The organism is Arthrobacter sp. 2MCAF15 (assembly GCF_052115605.1).
In the GTDB taxonomy this organism is placed as follows: Bacteria; Actinomycetota; Actinomycetes; order Actinomycetales; family Micrococcaceae; genus Arthrobacter.
The window spans coordinates 57484-74844 of the sequence record NZ_JBFRGZ010000022.1 but is presented as its reverse complement, the minus strand read 5'-3'; the positions used below and the strand labels follow the sequence as shown (position 1 = coordinate 74844).

The following is a 17361-nucleotide window of genomic DNA, read 5'->3' as shown; positions in this document are numbered from 1 at the left end:
CGTTGCGCCTTTGAGAGAGCGAGTTCGATCTCGGCATCCGTCGCCTCCTGATACGCCTTGACAAGCTCCCCCGTCGCCGGATCGATCACAGCATACTTACTCATGTTTGACTCCTAATAGGCTTGATTCAGTAAAATTTGGTCTGGTTGATCGCTAGACATAAACAAATGGCGCTAGGTGCCTGGAAGCGTAAGAGGTTCCAGCTGCACTTCCAGACGGGCTTTGACGCGTTCCCAGATGCTTTCCGGCGTATAGCCCCGTACCGGCGCCCTGTCTATTTCATGCATGTAGATGCCGTGGCAGTTTTGGGCAACAAGCTCGGAATCGATGCTCTGGAGGATATATCCGGCATCCTGCCCTTCCTGGAGGATGGACTCGACCAAGCGGATGCACCGGTCCCCCTGTTCTACGGCCCTGAGGCCGAGGGCGCTGTCAGTCCGAAAGCCCTCTCTCAGATAGAGCGCTGAGTTTTCTGGATCCTCCAGATAAAACCGGCAGCGGGCCTCGTAGACAGAGTAGACGCGCTGGAGATAAGAGGAAGCGTCCTTCTTCTCGGTTGCTGCGACCTGCGCGTCCTGCGATTCGACCGCACCAAAGGCCTCATCCATTTTGTCGCTGTATACCAGTAAAAGCAGTTCCGTCTTATTGGCCATGTAGCGAAACAGGGTGGCTTCACCCACGCCGGCGCGCTCTGCCAGCTCCTTCGTGGTAACTTCCGCGAACGGCTTCTCGCTAAACAATGCCTCCGCCGCCTCCCGGATGCTCTTGGCCTTCTTTCGTTTTGCCCGCTCGCGAAGTGGGAGGTGCTCGATTTCGGCGTCGCTCATCTATAGCCCTTCTGACAGTCCACTCCTAACGGAGTGCGCTTTCGATAAATCATGACACGAGTCACAGAGAGGTGCAAGATGTCGCTTCAGGAGTGGGGGAGGCCGGATCTTTGGCTGGAGGGGGTGGTCTCGCCCAACGAGCACTCGTACCGACGGTCCTGCATTTAGCCCGTGCCTCGTTCATATGACTCCCACCAGAGTGAAACATCCGCGTTGCTCTATTGCGGATGGCACGGCAAACACCGCGGCCGGACGCAACGCACGGGTCGAGCTCAGCGACGAACTCACCCACCACTACAGCGTCGCCGACCGCGCCTCCACTGAGGAACCGCGTCTGGCATCTCTGGAGGAATACGGCGGCAGTGTCATCGACAAGGGATACGTGGCGCTGACGAAAACCTGGCTTTGAGGGCAGGCGACAGGCGGCTCAGCTCCAGTCGAAGAAGCCCTTGCCGGTTTTGCGGCCCAGCTCGCCGCGGGCAACTTTGTCGCGCAGTACCTGCGGCGGTGCGAACCGATCACCCAACTTCTCGTGGAGGTACGTGGCGATGCCCAGGCGGACGTCCAGGCCCACGATGTCTGTGGTGTGCAGCGGCCCGGTGGGGTGTTTGTAACCGAGGACCATGGCATTGTCGATGTCCTCAGCCGAGGCGACGCCTTCCTCGAGCATGCGCATCGCTTCCAGGGCAATCGCTACGCCCAGCCGGGACGAGGCGAAGCCGGGGGCGTCATTGACAACGACGGCGGTCTTGCCCAGTCCCTGGACCCAGGTCCGGGCCTGCTCGACGAGGTCGGGACGGGTCTGCTTGCCGATGACCAGTTCCACCAGGGTGGAGGCGGGGACCGGGTTGAAGAAGTGCAACCCGATGAAGTCCTGCGGGCGTGCCAGCTCCTCCGCCAGCCCGGACACGGACAGCGAGGAGGTGTTCGAGGCCAGCACGGTGCCCGGCGTGAGCTGCTCCTCGACCCGGCGGAGCGCTGCCACCTTCATAGTCCAGTCCTCCGGTACGGCCTCCATCACCAGCTCGCGGTCCGCGAAGGCGGCGTAGTCCACTGAAACGGTGAGGCGGGAGAGCATCTCGTCGAGGTTGCCGCCCTGCGGGTTGCGCTCGATCGATTTCGCCGTGGAGGACTCGACGCGCTCACGGCCTGCCTGTGCGGAGGCCTCGTCGCGTTCGACTACGACCACGTCTGCTCCCTTGACGAGGAACGCGTGGGCGATGCCAGCGCCCATTCGGCCTCCGCCGAGGACACCTACGCGTGCGGGGATGCCGGCTGGGAGGCCGCCGGGTTGCGCGGCTGGCACGGCTGGGTTGTTCATTTACTTCTTCTTCCTGTCGAGGAACGTCTGCATGCGGTCGAACTTGGCCTGGGACTCAAAGAGCATGCCCTGGGCCAGGGTGTCGATGACGGGATGGACTTCCCGCGGGGCGTGGAACACGGCCTTGGTGATGCGTACTGCCAGCGGATCCTGCGCCGCGATGGCGTCCGCCAGGGCGTGCGCCGTGTCCAGCAACAACTCCGGGTCCACGAGTTCGGTGATCAGCCCGACGGCGAGGCAGTCCTTGCCCGTGAGGACTTTGCCGGCAAGCAGGATCTGCTTGGCCATCGGTTCCCCGACGAGCTCCTTCAGCCGCCAGGTGGCACCGGCTGCGGCCAGGATGCCCAGGTTTGTCTCGGGGTTGCCCATCCGCAGCGCCGGGGTGCCGATGCGGAAGTCGGCCGCGTATGCCAGTTCCGCGCCGCCGCCGAGCGTAATTCCGTCCAGCGCGGCGATGACCGGCATGGGCAGTTTCGCGATCCGATCGAAGACTCCGGAGTTGATCCCCGCCAGCGCGTCGTCACGGCGCCGCTCGCGCAGCTGCGCGATGTCGGCGCCGGACGCGAAGACGGCCTTGGCTCCGGTTTCCGGGTTGCCGGGGGTGCCGGAGAGGATCAGGATTTTCGGTGTGCGCTCCAGGTGCGTGCATACCGTGTGCAGCTCATCGACCATTGCCTGGTCGATCGCGTTCCGCAGCTCGGGCCGGTGCAGCCGAACCACCAACCGGTCTTCGCGCTCTTCAACCAGCAGCGTCCCGAAACCCGCGCCGTCCAGGCTCGTTCCGGCGTCGTTCATCACCTCTGTCATTAGATACCTTCCAGCAGCAGCGCGGTGCCTTGCCCGACGCCGACGCACATGGTGGCGAGACCGAGCTTGCGGCCTTGCCTGGCTTCGCGTTCGAGGCGCCCGAGCAGGGTGATGACCAGGCGGGACCCGGAAGAGCCGAGCGGGTGCCCGAGGGCGATCGCGCCGCCGTCGTTGTTAACGGTGCCGGGTTCGAGCTTCAGTTCGCGCATGCAGGCCAGTGCCTGCGAGGCGAAAGCCTCGTTAAGTTCGACGGCGGTCAGGTCGCCTACCGCGGTGCCCGCTCGGTCCAGGACTTTCCGGGTGGCCGGAACCGGGCCGATGCCCATGATTTCCTGCGCGACACCGGCGGAGGCGCCGTCCAGAATGCGGGCGCGGGGAGTGAGGCCATACTTCTGCACGGCAGCCTCGGACGCGACGATGATTGCCGAGGCGCCGTCGTTGAGTGTGGAGGCGTTGCCGGCGGTGACCACGCTGCCGCCTTTGACCACCGGGCGCAGGCTGGCGAGGACGTCCAGGGACGTTCCGGGGCGCGGGCCTTCATCGGTGTCCACAATGGTTTCGGCGCCCTTGCGGCCCTTGACCGTGACGGGGACGATCTCGTCGGCGAAGCGACCGGCTTCGATCGCTGCGAGAGCGCGCTCGTGGGAGCGGACGGCGAAGGCGTCGCAGTCCTCGCGGGAGATGTTGTAGGCGCGGGCCACTTCCTCCGCGGTTTCCGGCATGGAGAAGGTGGCCTTGCCGTGGCGAGAGAGTTCGCCGGACAGGAAGGCCGGGTTGGGGAAGCGCCAGCCGATGGAGGTGTCTACGACGGCGCCGGGCTTGGCGAACGCTTTGTCCGGCTTTTCCATGACCCAAGGGGCGCGGGACATGGACTCGACGCCGCCGGCGACCACGATGTCCGCGGCGCCGGCTTTGACCATGTGGGAGGCCATGATGATGGCGCTCAGGCCGGAGGCGCACAGGCGGTTGACGGTGATGCCGGGGACGGTGTCGGGGAACCCGGCGAGCAGCCAGGCCATGCGGGCGACGTTGCGGTTTTCCTCACCGGCGCCGTTGGCGTTGCCGAGGATCACCTCGTCGACGACGGCCGGGTCAAGGCCCGCGCGTTCGACGGCGGCCCGCACGGTGAGTGCGGCCAGATCGTCGGGCCGGACGGAGCTCAGGGCGCCGCCATAGCGCCCGACGGGGGTGCGGGCCCCGCCGATGAGGAATGCTTCGGGCATGGAAACTCCTTGGTGGTGGTGGTGTTGGTGTGGGGCGGACAGCTGTCAGTTGTCAGCGGAACGCTGAGATACCGGTGATGTCGCGGCCCACGAGCAGTGCCTGGATGGAGTCCGTGCCCTCGTAGGTGGACACCACCTCCATGTCGGTCATGTGGCGGGCCACGTGGTTTTCAAGCAGCAGGCCGTTGCCGGCGAGGAGTTCACGTGCCTCGTTGCAGATCCACTTGCCCTTCTGGGAAGTGGCCATCTTGACCATGGACGCCATAGCGTTGGTCAACGTGCCTTGGTCGGCCAGCTCCGCCATGCGGTTGCACATCAGCTGCATCGCTGTCAGTTCACTGAGCATGTTGGCCAGACGGTGCTGCACCAACTGGTAACCGGCGATCGGATTACCGAACTGTTGACGGCTGGCGGCATAGTCGACGGCGATCTCAAAGCAGGCCATGGCGTGGCCCACGGCCTCCCACGCGGCACCGCCACGGGTCGCCTGGAGGACGCGGGAGACGTCGGCGAAGGACCTGCAGTTCTCCAGCCGGCTGGTTTCCGGGATCCGCATGTTCTCGATGACAATGTCGGACTGAAGGATGGCGCGCTTGCCGATCTTGCCCGTGATGACGGTGGGGTTGTAGCCCTCCGGGTGGTTGCCGTTCGCGTCCTTCTCGACGACGAAGGCGTTGACCTTGCCGTCCTCCGTGTTGCGGGCAAACAGCACAACGACATGCGCCGCGTGGCCGTTGCCGATCCAGCGTTTGTGGCCGTTGATCACCCATGTGTCACCGTCGCGGGTTGCGCTGGCTTCCAGGGCTACGGAGTCGGACCCATGGTCCGGTTCAGTCAAAGCAAAGGCGCCCGTCTTCTTGAGCTTGGCCATATCAGGGAGCCAGCGCTGCCGCTGTTCTTCGTTGCCGAGCATGTTCAATGCACCCATGCACAGGTTGGAGTGCACGCCGAGGAAAGTGTTGATGCTACCGTCGGCCCTCGCCATCTCCCGCGCCACCATACCCGCGGCCTTCCGGCTCATTCCCGGGCAACCGTAGCCCTGGATGAAGGTGCCGATGATGCCGAGTTCAGCCAGCGAAGGGAGCAGCTCGTCGGGGAACTCCGCCCGTTCCCAATACTCGTTGATGATGGGAAGGACACGCTGTTCGGCGAATTCGCGGACCTTGTCGCGGATCGCAGTCTCCTCGGCGGTCAGCTGGTCATCGAGATGGAAATAGTCCGAAGTCGCGGCGGCCCGGGAGGTGGTGGTGGTCATGATGAGTCCTTCAATCGTTCCGTGGACGGGTGCTGGTTGTTTGTCGGGTGGCTGCGTCGGGGGAGGGCTGGCGTTGCGGCGCCGAGCGCAGCCACTCGAGGATGTCCCCGCGGTCGGCATCGATGTCCGGTGGCACAAGGTCGTAGCTGGCGGGCGTCGCCGAGAAGGTGATCGGGTTGCGGACGCCGGGGATGGCCTCTTCACCAGCTCCCACTTCCACCACCGGTTCAAGTCCGAGGCGCTCCGCGAACTCGATGCCGCCACGGACATCGTTGATCGGCGCGCACGGCAACCGGGCCTCGGTGAAGATGTCGAACCACTCGGAAGCGGGCCTGGTGGCCAGCAGTTCCTGCAAGATGGGGCGCAATGCCGATCGGTTGAGGCTTCGCTGCGGAGGGGTGGAAAACCTGGGGTCATCAGCGAGTCTGTGTGCGCCAAGCGCAGCACAGAGGATCCGGAACTGCCGGTCGTTGCCGATGGCCAGGACGATCTCTCCGTCGGCGGTGGGGAGCGGCTCGTAGGGGTAGATGCTGGGGTGCTCATTTCCCATCCGCGTGGGCACGTTTCCGCTGAGCAGGAACCCTCCGGTCTGATTGACCATGCCTGACAAAGCCGAGGACATGAGGTTGACCTCGATGCGCTGGCCCCGGCCGCTCTGGCTGCGTTCGTGCAGCGCGGACAGCACGCCGATTGCGGCGTGGAGTCCGGTGATGACGTCGAACACGGCGACGCCCGACCGGTATGCGGGGAACTCCGGATCGCCGGTGAGGCTCATGAGTCCGGACATGGCCTGGACGAGCAGGTCGTAGCCGGGCAGAGTGGCTCCGCCGGCTGAACCGAACCCCGTGATGGACGCATAGACTACAGCGGGGTTGCGTTCCACGATGGACGCGTAGTCCAAGCCGAAGCGGTCAAGCCCGCCAGGCTTGAAGTTCTCGATGACGACGTCCGCACTTTCTGCGATGTTGCGCGCCGTTGCGACGTCGTCGCGGTCGCCGAAGTCCAGCGCTATGGACCTCTTGTTCCGGTTGATCGAGAGGTAGTACGTGGATTGGCCTTCGAATACCGGGGGTTTCCACTCACGTGTTTCATCCCCGGAGGGGCCCTCGACCTTAATTACGGTGGCGCCCATATCCGCCAGAAGCATGGTGCAGTAGGGCCCCGCCAGCACGCGACTGAAGTCGGCGACCACGATTCCGGCCAGCGGCCCGCTGGCGTCGCGGCCGAAAGCGTCCCGGCGTGCGGGTTGGCGGTCTGGGGCAACCCCCTGCGCCGGGGGAGCTACGTTGCTCTGCAGTTTCATGGGTCCTCTTCCATAGGGATCCATTTCACTATCCCACCGGCCATTACACCGCGTCCAATACTTATTGGGTGTCGCATTATTGCAAGATCTGTAAGAATGTCTGCATGGAGATTCAGCAATTGCGCGTGTTCCTCGCCGTGGCGGAGGAATTGCATTTCGGACGGGCGGCGGAGCGGCTCCACCTGGCACAGCCGCCGGTAAGTCGCACGGTGCGGCAGTTGGAGCGCGACCTCGGCACCGACCTCTTTATCCGCAGCACACGCAGCGTCCAGTTGACCGCGGCGGGAGCGGCCCTGATTCCACCCGCCCAGGAGATTCTCGCTACAGCGGAACGCGCCCGGGCCAGCACGCTCGCCGCCGGACGCGGGGAAGTGGGGACGGTCAAGCTCGCCTATTCCGGCGCATCAACCCACGTACTGGTGGGAGTGCTCGCCAGGGAGGTCCGGAAGGCCTACCCGGGCATCGAATTCCGCCTGGACAGCCAGGACTTCGCGCTTCCGGCCCTCGCCCGAGTCCTCCGGAGCGAAGTGGATATCAGCCTTGGCCGGTGGGATTTCGTACCGGCTGGCGTTCAGTCGCGCATCATCGTGGAGGAACACCTCGTCATGGCCATCCCGGCGTCCCACCGGCTGGCCCTGCAAGAGGAAGTGCATCTGGCGGAATTTGCTGGGGAGCCGTTCGTGGCACTTCCTCCGCACGAGGGTTCTGTCCTCGGCGACCGGCTGCGCAGACTCAGCCTGGGAGCCGGGTTCGATCCCGACATCGTGCAAAGGGCGCCGGATTCGTGGACCGCCATGGCCTTGGTCGGAGCCGAAGTCGGGTGCTCCCTGACTGTTTCCTCCGTGGCTGAAAACGTGACCGACCCGCATGTGCACTTCCTGCGAGTGCTCGACGAGACCCTGCCGATCTATCTGCGGATGGCTTGGCGTGGGGCCTCGGACAACCCGGCCCTCTTTCCTGTCCTCTCGCTTGCGGAACAAGTTTGGCCCGGCCGCCCACACGAACCAGCAAGGCCGGTATGAAACAGCAGCTCGGCCATCGGGCATCCGCCATGCTTTCCAGTTGATTGTCGTCCTGTTCCAGGCAAGAGCCGGAAAGAAGAAGCGATGAACGCCCCTTCATACCTGCGCTGGGACGAATCAGGCCACCAGCAGCTCCTCGCCCGGGCTGAAACGCTGCTCCTGCGGCGCGGACGGTCCCTGCTCGGAATCGCCGGAGCGCCCGGTGCCGGAAAATCAACCATCGCCGAATGGCTGCTGGAGCACCTGCACACCGACCATCCCGGGCAGGTCGCCCTGGTCCCCATGGACGGATATCACCTGGCGCAGTCGCTGCTCGTGGCCCGCGGGCTTGAGCACCGCAAGGGCACTCCGGACACCTTCGACGGTGCCGGCTACGTCGCGTTGCTCCGGCAGCTGCGCTCAGAGACCTCGCGGGAAATCTTCGCACCGGTCTTCCGCCGCGACGTCAACGACGCGATCGCCGGGGGCCATCGCCGTCCCGCCGGAAACACGCCTGATCATCACCGAGGGCACCTACCTGCTTCTTGACGAGGCCCCATGGAACGAGGTCGCAGCCCTCCTGGATGAAACCTGGTTCGTGGAACTCGACCAACACGAACCCCTGCGCCGGCTCACCGCCCGGCACCAGAGGTTCGACAAGGACGCCGCCATCGCCGCATGGCGTGCAACCGGCAATGACGAAAGCAATGCCCGCCTGGTAGCACCAGGACGCCAGCGGAGCACACTCGTCATCGAACACACCCCGGCGGCCGTCCCAGCGCCCGGCCATTAATCACTGCCTGGGAGTAGCGGCTGAATCCACGGAAAAATCGCCAAGACAGACCCGACACGCCCCTTTTGCTGGCACTCCCCCGCACATTTTCGAGTGCCGATAACCTGCGTTATGACAAGCTGTACCGTGATTATTGCATCCGATGCACGATCACCCCTCCTCCGCACATTGCCACCCGGCGCCCCCGCGACTGCAGCAGAAAAGTACCTGTGACCTGCGGGAACACAGGCGATTGGCCGATTGGGACCACTGGCAAGTCCCGCCAAAGCAGCCCTCATAAGCTGGAGCGCGTCAGGCTGGAATGACCCTCCGATCCGCGGATTTGCGCCGATGCTGCATTAATTGCATGATTCTTGCATCCAATGCAATGTATCAGGAGGCTTCGTGGCGGTCGATTCAGCGGGGCGGGTGCTCGACTTCGGCGCTGTGCGTTTCCTTCACCCCGAGGACCACGTGTTCACCCAGATGCTCACGGGCTGGCGAAACCAGCAGTTGAGCAGGAACCTGTCGTTTGGCACCATCGAAGGCCGGGAACGGCTGGTGACACGGTTCCAGGAGTCCACGAACGAGTATCCGTGGCAGTGGACGCCGGCCCACGTGGACGAGTTCTTCGGGGATCTGCGCAGCGTGAAGCACGCCGCCCAGTCCACCATCCGGAGCTACCAGGCAGCGCTGAGGGCGTTCTGCGCCTACGCAGCGTCGCCTGAGTATGGCTGGGACCGGGTCTGCGAACAGTACTTCGGAACGCACCCTTCGCAGGTCTGCTTTGACTGGAACACCGCGGTCCATGCACAGGCGACAGAGTCAGCTCCTGTCCGGCGCCCGTTCACCAGGGAGGAATTGCAGGCCTTCTTTGACCGCGCCGATGACGAGGTGGACCGGATCGCGACCCTGGGCCGCAAGGGCTGGCTGCCGGCCTACCGCGACGCTGTCCTCTTCAAGGTGGCCTACTCCTGGGGGCTGCGACGCAATGAGGTCAGACACCTCCAGACTGTGGATTTTGCCCGGAACCCGCACGCACGGGAGTTCGGTAAGTACGGGGTACTGCAGGTCCGCTTTGGCAAGGCCATGCGGGGTTCTCCCCCGAAACGCCGCAGCGTCCTGACGGTGTTTGACTGGTCGGCGGAGATCATCGCCGACTGGCTGGACCGCGGCCACCCGCACATGACCGACGGGCTGGACCTGTTCCCGTCCGAACGCGGCACCCTTGTTTCGGAGACGGCCCTGAACCGCAGGTTCAACCGCTACTGCGAAGACCTGGGCCTCTCCCCCGGCCTGGACATCCACTCGCTGCGCCGCTCCTACGTCACCCACCTGATCGAAGCCGGCATGGACCCCCTGTTCGTCCAGCACCAGGCTGGACACGAGCACGCCTCGACCACGGCCCTCTATACCTCCGTCTCCAGCGACTACCGCGTCAAAACGCTGCGCCGTGCCCTGGACTCCACCGTCCGGGACGCCCTGGCCGGAATGGAAGACTGAACCTCATGAAACGAGAGATCGACTACCGCTGGCGGCTCGCCGAACTGATGGCAGCCCGCGGGATGCACAACACAACCGACCTGGGCCCACTACTGAAAGAACGCGGCATCGAGCTCTCGGCCTCCCAGGTCTACCGGCTCGTCACCCAACGCCCGGAACGTGTATCGCTCATGATGGTCGCAGCCCTCTGCGACATCTTCTCCTGCGGACCTGAGGACCTGGTCACCGTCACGGCAACAGACGCCAAGGTCCGCAGGGTCGCCTCCGACGCCAACGTCGTGGACCTGAACAAAACCATCCGCCCCAAACGCGCCCGCGTGATCCGCGATGACGGCTGAAATCACACCGCGGAGAGCCGTCCGCGGCCGGCCCCGCACCGCAGGAGACTTCACCTGCGACAGATGCTCACGGGCAGCCGGCAGGCACCGCGCCAGCTGGCCCGAAGGCAGGATCTGCGGAACCTGCTTCACCGTCGCCATGCGCACTCACGGGCCCTGCCCCGGCTGCCGAACAGAGCGCATGCTTCCCGGGCGGGCTCCTTCCCACGGCGATCAACCGGTCTGTGTCGATTGCGCAGGTATCACCCAGGACTACCACTGCTCACGCTGCGGCACGGAAACCGAGCACTACCGCCAGAACACCTGCGCCCGTTGCTCGCTTCGGGACGACCTCACCGTCCTGTTTCGCGTCGACGATGCACAGGGATCGGAAACGACGGCGACGAAACTGCTTGGGGCGCTGTGCGCAGCCCAGCGCCCCGAAAGCATCCTCACCTGGCTCCGCAAAACCGGCGTCCGCGACCTGCTCCAACGACTTGCCACCGGCGAGATCCCGCTCAGCCACGAGGCACTGGATCAGGAACCCAACAGCCTGCGGGTGGAACACCTGCGCAGCCTGCTCACCCACCACAAAATACTCCCGAACCGAGACCACTACCTCGCTCTCTTTCAACGCTGGCTCACCAGCAAGCTCGAGGACGTAGACGACGCCGACATCCGGCGGCCCGTCGAGTCTTTCGCCCGGTGGCACCACCTGCGGCGCATCAGGAGCCTATCTGCCGACGGGAAACCCACCCGCGGCCCCGTCCACAGCGCGAAGCAGGAAATCACCGAAACCATCAAATTCCTCACCTGGCTTAGGCTCACCCACGGGCGGACCGTCGCCTCGTGCGCCCAGGCCGACGTCGATGTCTGGCTGGCCGACGGCCCGACCACCCGGCACGCCATCAGGACCTTCTTCGTCTGGGCGGTCAAGAACCGGACCGGCCCCAACATCACCATCGGATTCCGACAGGCCAAGACCGTTCCCCTGCTTACTCAGGGCCAGCGGCTCGAAATGCTCAAGGCCTGCCTCACCGACAACATAGACACCCTGCCCTACCGGGTCGCCGCCACTCTCCTGCTGCTCTACGCCCAGCCCGTCGTGAACATTGCCGCGATGAAGAGCACCGACGTGATCCTCACGCCCGATGGCCCGCGCCTGTCCCTCGGCGAAGGCGACCCCGCCCCAGTGCCGGAGCCGTTCGCGACGTTGCTCATGGAACACCTTGCCTCACGCCCGAACATGCGCACCGGCAGCAGCACCGGAAGCGAATGGCTGTTCCCCGGATACCGGCCCGGCCGGCATATCCACCCCAATACACTCATGCAGCGTCTCCGGGAAGTGGGCATCAACCTTCTGGGCGCACGCAACGCAGCCCTCCGCGGACTCGTCACGGAAGTTCCGGCCCCGATCGTGGCCGAAATGCTCGGCTACAGCTATCAGGTCACGCAGAAGCACGCCACCGCAGCAGCGACACCAATGAGCCGCTACGTCGCCCCTTAACGCAGCCGCACCACGGTCTACGGCGGGCAACGAAAGGGGAACCTCTCAGTTCGATGTGAGATCCAGTTTTCCAGGTTCTGAGTGTGTTTCCGTGACGGCCAAAATACAGTCAAACCCGTTTAGCTCACCACGGATCTGCAAATTCGCGTCTTGGGGCTCGGGTGCGGGACAAATTCCGCCCGCTGGCTATGATGCATTCAACTACGGGCGAAAGTACTGCAAATGACACGGGTCTTGATATATGTGTACCTCTTGCTCTTGGGCTATAGCCTCAGCTGGGCCGGGCGTCACCGCATGGCCATCAAACCGCGAGGGAAGGGCGAGATCGGCTTTGAGGCAGTCCACCTTGCGTTCCTTGTCGCCGCCGCCGCGATCATTTTTTCCCTGCCTTCGATGACGTCCTACGAGGGGCTACCCGCACTTGCGTACGCCGCCTTCGCGGCCCTGACGGTCTCGCTAGTTATCTATGGTCTAAAACCGTTGCGCCTCGAACACCAAGACCGTCAAGGCAGAGAAGTAGCGGAAAGATCCAGACTGGCCTCGGCAAAGTGGCCGCAGTCGGTCGACGAGGATCCGAACTGCCGGAAGTTCGCCCCGCCCACTACAAGTGAACCGGCTACGGTTCACCATCGCGGTGTCGGCAGTTTCGGCCAGCATCAGCCGACAGACCTACAGAATAGTTCGAAACTGAATATGCACCGTTACCAGTAATCGTGATTATTGCAGCAGATGCAAGATCCCTAGCCCCAGGCCCTCTCCCATCTCTGGGGAACCATGTCGACCGGGTGGACCGCTACTTCGTAAGCCGGCCAGGGTCCCAAGGACGTTCAGGAGGTTTGCGGAGAATGGCCCAGAGAGGGATAGCCATGATGCCCAATACCAAGGCTGTCCGCCAGTCCACTCCGTCAACGGAAAGCGTTCGGATCAGGACACCAGCCAACAGAATGAGTATCCACCAGGCCGTGTAGAAGGCTCCACGTTCCCTGCGCTTCCACCAGCCAAGACGGCCCTCGACGTCGGTCGAGGGCTTACGATCCGTGCTGGAGAACAGACCCACGAGAAGTCCCGTAATTGCGACTCCCGCAACGGAGTACGGTAAGACACCGCTGGCAACCCCCGCAGATAGAACGATCAGCACAGTCAGCAGGAACACGTTTAACGTGACCCGGAAGCGCGCGCTCACTCTGACTCTGTTGCCGCCACTCTCACTCTCCACGACGTCCTCTCACAACCTTACGCATGCGGCGAGACCGGCAGCTATCAGAGCTGTCATCAGCGCCCAGAGTTCCACTCCCCCGGACCGATAAATCAGATCAGGCCGGACAAGCCTCACCGTTGAACCCTATCGAGTCAGCGGAAGTTCGTTGGACGGCCATGATCCAAGTACGTCGCAAGCCACGGAAGGACCACGACATGGCTATCGCTTTGGACTCGGCGGAACCCCAACCTTCAGCCCTTTGGTTCGAGTCGCGCGCGCTCCGCTCCGACGCAGCCCACGTCAACGGCCCCTCCCCTGCTGCGCAGGGCGGTTCTGCGATCCCAGCACTAGCGTCCGAAGGTCTAGCGCGCGGCGGCCGGGCTCGGCTGCTTGCTGTGGGTCCTTATTGCTCGAGAGAGTCGTTTGATGCCCTCGGCTATGACGTCCGGGGAATTGGTGACATAGGACAGGCGCAAAGTCGTTTTATCAGGGTCGTGGGCGTAGAAGGCAGAGCCCGGCACGAACGCCACGCCTTCTTCAACGGCCGCTGGAAGAAGATGGCTGGTGTCGATGTCGTTCCCGAGGCGGACCCACAGGAACATGCCTCCGTCGGGATTTGTCATGGTCGCTCCTTCGGGCAGGATTCTGGCGAGTTCGGTGTGCATGGCGTCACGGCGCGATTTGTACACCGCGTTGAGGCGGCCGATGTGCCGATCCAGGTCGTTGGTGGCAAGGTAACGCGCGACCGCTAGCTGGTCGGTGACCGGTGAATGCAGCCCGACCGCTTGTTTTACGATGGCGATGCTTCGCAGGATTTGCCCTTCTCCCCGGATCCACCCCACACGGAGACCCGGGGCCGTGATTTTCGACATCGAATTCAGCACCAGGGTCTGGGCCTGCATTCCCGGCAACGCGGCGATTGGCGACACCGGGTCCCCCGAGAACCGCAGCTCTCCGTACGGGTCATCCTCGACCAGCGCTGTCCCCGTGCGGAGAAGGACTTCGGCCACTTGGTGGCGACGTCCGGCCGGCATGCACATGCCTGTGGGGTTTTGGAAAGTCGGAATCAGGTAGACGAATTTGGGTCGGTGCCTTTCGATGAGTTGTTCCAGTTCATCAGGGAGCACTCCGTCTTCGTCCGCAGGGATGCCGATCATCCGCGCGCCGGACAAGGCGAAAGCCTGCACAGCGGCGAGGTACGTGGGGCGTTCCACGAGAACGACGTCTCCGGGGTCCAGGAGTGCCTGACCGATCAGGTACAGGCCTTCCTGGGAGCCGGAAGTGATCTGGATCTGTGCCGCGGTAGTGGGCAGTTGGCGGGACATGCGCGCGGCGGCTTGCTCCCGCAGGGCCGGTTCTCCCTCTGTCGAGGCGTATTGCAACGCCTTGCTGGCGTGATGGGTCAGTACATGGTCAAAGGCTGCCCTGATTTCCTCGACGGCAAACAGCTCGGGGTCTGGGATGCCTCCCGCGAATGAAATGACGTCCCCGCGCGACAGGATGCTCAGAATTTCACGTACTGGAGATGATCGGACGCCCGTGAGGCGGTCAGCGAGCGGAAAAGTCCACGGGAGCGTCGTTCTGCTCCCAGGGTTCTTCCCCGTGGAATGGTTCATCGTTCGCACTGGTAGCTTCCTTTACGTGTCGCTCGCAATGGCATGGGTGTTCATCCTCATTTGTCGCCCCGAACCCCCAGTGTGGTGTCATAGGTCTATGCCGTTCAACCATGACAACATGATCGGGGTTCATCTCGCCGAGGAGCTCGTCAACCTCGACGTCGACGGCTCGTGGACGAGCGACACGGTCGCGGCCACCCTCGCCCGTTCTCTCGTTCGCATCGTCGACCTCGACGACGAACTCGCGGGGCTGCGCGACTGGACGCGGTGCCTGCGGGGGGTGTTCGCCGCAACCAACACGGATGCGCGGTGCGAGTTGATCAACGAGTTGTTGGCTGTTGGTGTGCATCAGGTTCACCTCGCAACCCACGACGGCTTTCCCCCGCATCTCCACTTCGCCCGAGACGAGCATCGCCTCACCGAGCGCGTCCAGGCAGCCACCATCGGCGGCCTCGCGTTCTTCGCCGTCGAGGCCAGCGTCGGTCGCATGGGCATATGCTCGCGTCCCGGATGCGAGCACGCGTACGTCGACACCAGCCGCAACGGACGACGCGCCTACTGCTCGGCAATTTGCGGAAACGCCCACGCAGTCCAGCGCTACCGCGGACGGAAAGCAGCCAACCGGCGCATCACCGACGACGGATCGAACCACCCAGAACGGGTGCGACTCGATACGCCATGATGAAGCATCGCACCGCCGATAACTGTGCCGTGGCCCGACCACGGTCAACTAGCGTCCCTCAAAAAGGAGCACGTCATGGGTGAAGCAATCAACGCCCTGGACGGCGTCCGGATTTCCTTCCAGGAATCGGGCGCCGGCCCCACCATCGTCTTGGTACACGGCTCAGGGCTTTCCCGCGCCATCTGGCGGGGCCTCGGCTACGCGAAAGCGTTGGAAGAACGATTGCACGTGGTGACTCTGGACCTACGGGGACATGGCCGCAGCGAAAAACCACACCACGAAGACGCCTACAGTATGGACCTGCTCGTCGGAGATCTTCTGGCAGTCCTCGACGCCGCGGGAGTGCAGTCAGCCCACTACTTGGGGTATTCCGCAGGCGCGAGAGTCGGATTCTCGCTGCTGGCCAGCAGCCCCCAGCGTGTCGAGACATTCACTTCTGTTGGCGGCACCTACCGGTCGCCTGCCGGGCAAATTGAATCAATCTTCTTCCCCGGATATGACGAGGCGCTGGACCGGGGCGGCGTGCCCGAATTTCTGCGTCAATGGAGTAGTTCCACGGGTCGCGAGATCGATCCACAAACCGCGGCAGCATTTCTGGCCAATGACGCCGCCGCACTACGCGCCTACTTCCGGCGCAGCGAGGACGAACCCGGAATCCCGGAGGCGGATCTCCGGACGATGGCGACACCCACCTTGCTGCTCGCCGGCACGGAGGATCCGCTCCGGTACCGGGACTCGGAACGAGCGGCACAACTGATGCCCAACGCCCAATTCCGTGCTCTACCTGGCCGCAATCACGGCCAGACTCTGATTCCCGCCAGCCCCGTCCTCAACATGGTCAACTCATTTATTGGATCGACTCGAGGGTAGCGAGCAAGGAGGCTGTCCGGGTATCGGACATGCACTTCAGCACCGGGGTATCAGGCGCGTCTTCGTCCGGCTAGGTCACCTCGAGCAGCAGAACACGCACCAGCAGGATCCGCAGGAGTGCCAGTAAGACCTTGGAGCGTTCCCCACCCGCTAGTCGGGCGTCCCGTCGCTCTCGCTTCGCAGGTGCAGGCGTTGCAGTTGCCCTGCGTGCACGTCGCTCACCCATTCCCAGCCGGGCTTGGCCGACGGACCAATCCGCGGGTCGCTGGGATCCAGGCCGTCACGTAAGGCGTGCACGTATGCCCGGTCCTGATCGATCCTTGCGCGCAGCTGGTCAGCTCCGCCAACGGACCCGTGGCCCGGGACTACAACACTGACATCGCCCGCCACGTCCTCGAGCAACCTTAGGGCGGCGAGGTAGTCCTCGATCGGGTCGCCGGTGCCATTCAGGTCGAGCATCGGAATCAGGACATCAGAAAGCATGTCGCCCGCAACGAGGACTCCGCGTTCCTCGATCAACAGCGCCGCATGACCCGGGGCATGAGCCTGATGCTCGATGATTCGGATTCCCGGGCCATCCCACGGAATCCGCACCGTGTCGGTGGGCAGGCCCGTGAGGAGGCCGAGCAAATCCAGGGAAACGTCCTCGGGGATGCCGAACCGGCGTGCATCGATCCCGCCCGACAACCGATCCCGGACGGTCGCCGCACAGCGCGCCGTGCCGTAACGCGGCACCGTACCGAGTCCGACGTGCCAGAGCAGATGATCCCAATGCGGATGCGTCGAGAAGCCTGCCACGACGGTGTTCCCCAGGTCCGACAGGTCGCTCACGAGACAGGCCATTTCGCCCTCGTGCACGCCGGCGTCTATAAGCAACGCGCCGGTCCCGCCCTGTACGACAACGGCATTGCTCTGGCAGAACTCGCTCTCGTGGATGAGCACACCCTCCGCGACCTGCCTCAGCACGCGCGGGCCCCGCTTACATCCCGGGCGGCATAGCAGGGCTGCAGAGGCATCGTCATGCGCAAAATACTCCCCCGGTGACCCTCGGCGACGCAAGGGCAGCGAGAACCCGCCGGCCAGGAATCGGGGCCTCTCCCCCGGCGGCGGCGCAACCTCGGTGACCCATCCACGGGGGCGGCAAAGCCCCGACGCCCCC

The 17361-nt window shown here is 64.1% G+C and carries 18 protein-coding genes; 10 read left to right on the top strand and 8 right to left on the bottom strand.

What is annotated here, in order from left to right; all coding sequences use genetic code 11:
* Positions 1–173: 173 nt before the first annotated feature.
* Positions 174–827 carry a TetR/AcrR family transcriptional regulator gene (locus tag AB4089_RS20130; RefSeq protein ID WP_441411042.1) on the bottom strand — a complete coding sequence of 218 codons (654 nt, stop codon included), beginning with the start codon at positions 825–827 and terminating at the stop codon, positions 174–176.
* 184 nt (positions 828–1011) lie between these two features.
* Here AB4089_RS20130 and AB4089_RS20125 point away from each other — a divergent pair, with 184 nt between their 5' ends.
* Entirely contained in the window at positions 1012–1236 is a 225-nt protein-coding gene (locus tag AB4089_RS20125; protein ID WP_441411041.1) for a hypothetical protein, read from the top strand.
* A gap of 18 nt (positions 1237–1254) precedes the next feature.
* Here AB4089_RS20125 and AB4089_RS20120 read toward each other — a convergent pair whose 3' ends face one another.
* Genes AB4089_RS20120 through AB4089_RS20100 form a run of 5 tightly spaced genes read right to left on the bottom strand, consistent with a single transcriptional unit; the run spans position 1255 to position 6736 of the window.
* On the bottom strand, positions 1255–2148 hold the full coding sequence (locus AB4089_RS20120) for a 3-hydroxyacyl-CoA dehydrogenase family protein (RefSeq protein WP_441411040.1): 894 nt from the start codon (positions 2146–2148) through the stop codon (positions 1255–1257).
* Positions 2149–2955: an enoyl-CoA hydratase/isomerase family protein gene (locus AB4089_RS20115; protein ID WP_441411039.1), complete on the bottom strand. Its 807-nt coding sequence runs from the start codon at positions 2953–2955 to the stop codon at positions 2149–2151.
* Complete coding sequence (locus AB4089_RS20110) at positions 2955–4178, bottom strand: thiolase family protein (protein ID WP_441411038.1); 1224 nt, start codon at positions 4176–4178, stop codon at positions 2955–2957. The genes AB4089_RS20115 and AB4089_RS20110 overlap by 1 nt, the downstream gene beginning before the upstream one ends.
* Before the next feature lie 52 nt (positions 4179–4230).
* Complete coding sequence (locus tag AB4089_RS20105) at positions 4231–5433, bottom strand: acyl-CoA dehydrogenase family protein (RefSeq protein ID WP_441411037.1); 1203 nt, start codon at positions 5431–5433, stop codon at positions 4231–4233.
* Between the two features lie 10 nt (positions 5434–5443).
* Positions 5444–6736, bottom strand: a complete 1293-nt coding sequence (locus AB4089_RS20100) for a CaiB/BaiF CoA transferase family protein (protein ID WP_441411036.1) — start codon at positions 6734–6736, stop codon at positions 5444–5446.
* Positions 6737–6840: 104 nt separating this feature from the next.
* On the opposite strand from AB4089_RS20100, the gene AB4089_RS20095 reads away from it, so the two are divergent.
* The 7 genes from AB4089_RS20095 to AB4089_RS20065 all read left to right on the top strand — a co-directional run bounded on the left by AB4089_RS20095 (position 6841) and on the right by AB4089_RS20065 (position 12547).
* Positions 6841–7758 carry a LysR substrate-binding domain-containing protein gene (locus AB4089_RS20095; RefSeq protein ID WP_441411035.1) on the top strand — a complete coding sequence of 306 codons (918 nt, stop codon included), beginning with the start codon at positions 6841–6843 and terminating at the stop codon, positions 7756–7758.
* Positions 7759–7842: 84 nt separating this feature from the next.
* The gene (locus AB4089_RS20090) at positions 7843–8286 is read left to right on the top strand and encodes a hypothetical protein (RefSeq protein WP_441411034.1); all 444 of its coding nucleotides are present in this window, start codon (positions 7843–7845) and stop codon (positions 8284–8286) included.
* A gap of 49 nt (positions 8287–8335) precedes the next feature.
* Positions 8336–8530, top strand: a complete 195-nt coding sequence (locus AB4089_RS20085; RefSeq protein ID WP_441411033.1) for a hypothetical protein — start codon at positions 8336–8338, stop codon at positions 8528–8530.
* A gap of 384 nt (positions 8531–8914) precedes the next feature.
* Positions 8915–10012: a tyrosine-type recombinase/integrase gene (locus AB4089_RS20080; RefSeq protein ID WP_441411032.1), complete on the top strand. Its 1098-nt coding sequence runs from the start codon at positions 8915–8917 to the stop codon at positions 10010–10012.
* 5 nt (positions 10013–10017) lie between these two features.
* Positions 10018–10350, top strand: a complete 333-nt coding sequence (locus AB4089_RS20075) for a helix-turn-helix domain-containing protein (protein WP_441411031.1) — start codon at positions 10018–10020, stop codon at positions 10348–10350.
* A 181-nt stretch (positions 10351–10531) separates the two neighbouring features.
* Positions 10532–11836, top strand: coding sequence for a hypothetical protein (locus tag AB4089_RS20070; protein WP_441411030.1), 1305 nt, complete (start codon positions 10532–10534; stop codon positions 11834–11836).
* A 294-nt stretch (positions 11837–12130) separates the two neighbouring features.
* Positions 12131–12547 (top strand): hypothetical protein, encoded by a 417-nt coding sequence (locus AB4089_RS20065; RefSeq protein WP_441411029.1) that lies wholly within the window; start codon positions 12131–12133, stop codon positions 12545–12547.
* 849 nt (positions 12548–13396) lie between these two features.
* Here the strand turns inward: AB4089_RS20065 and AB4089_RS20060 are convergent.
* The gene (locus AB4089_RS20060; protein WP_441411045.1) at positions 13397–14650 is read right to left on the bottom strand and encodes an aminotransferase-like domain-containing protein; all 1254 of its coding nucleotides are present in this window, start codon (positions 14648–14650) and stop codon (positions 13397–13399) included.
* A gap of 97 nt (positions 14651–14747) precedes the next feature.
* On the opposite strand from AB4089_RS20060, the gene AB4089_RS20055 reads away from it, so the two are divergent.
* Positions 14748–15332, top strand: coding sequence for a CGNR zinc finger domain-containing protein (locus AB4089_RS20055; protein ID WP_441411028.1), 585 nt, complete (start codon positions 14748–14750; stop codon positions 15330–15332).
* Positions 15333–15407: 75 nt separating this feature from the next.
* Positions 15408–16202 carry an alpha/beta fold hydrolase gene (locus AB4089_RS20050; protein WP_441411027.1) on the top strand — a complete coding sequence of 265 codons (795 nt, stop codon included), beginning with the start codon at positions 15408–15410 and terminating at the stop codon, positions 16200–16202.
* 150 nt (positions 16203–16352) lie between these two features.
* Here AB4089_RS20050 and AB4089_RS20045 read toward each other — a convergent pair whose 3' ends face one another.
* Positions 16353–17144 carry an MBL fold metallo-hydrolase gene (locus tag AB4089_RS20045; protein ID WP_441411026.1) on the bottom strand — a complete coding sequence of 264 codons (792 nt, stop codon included), beginning with the start codon at positions 17142–17144 and terminating at the stop codon, positions 16353–16355.
* Between the last annotated feature and the right edge of the window lie 217 nt (positions 17145–17361).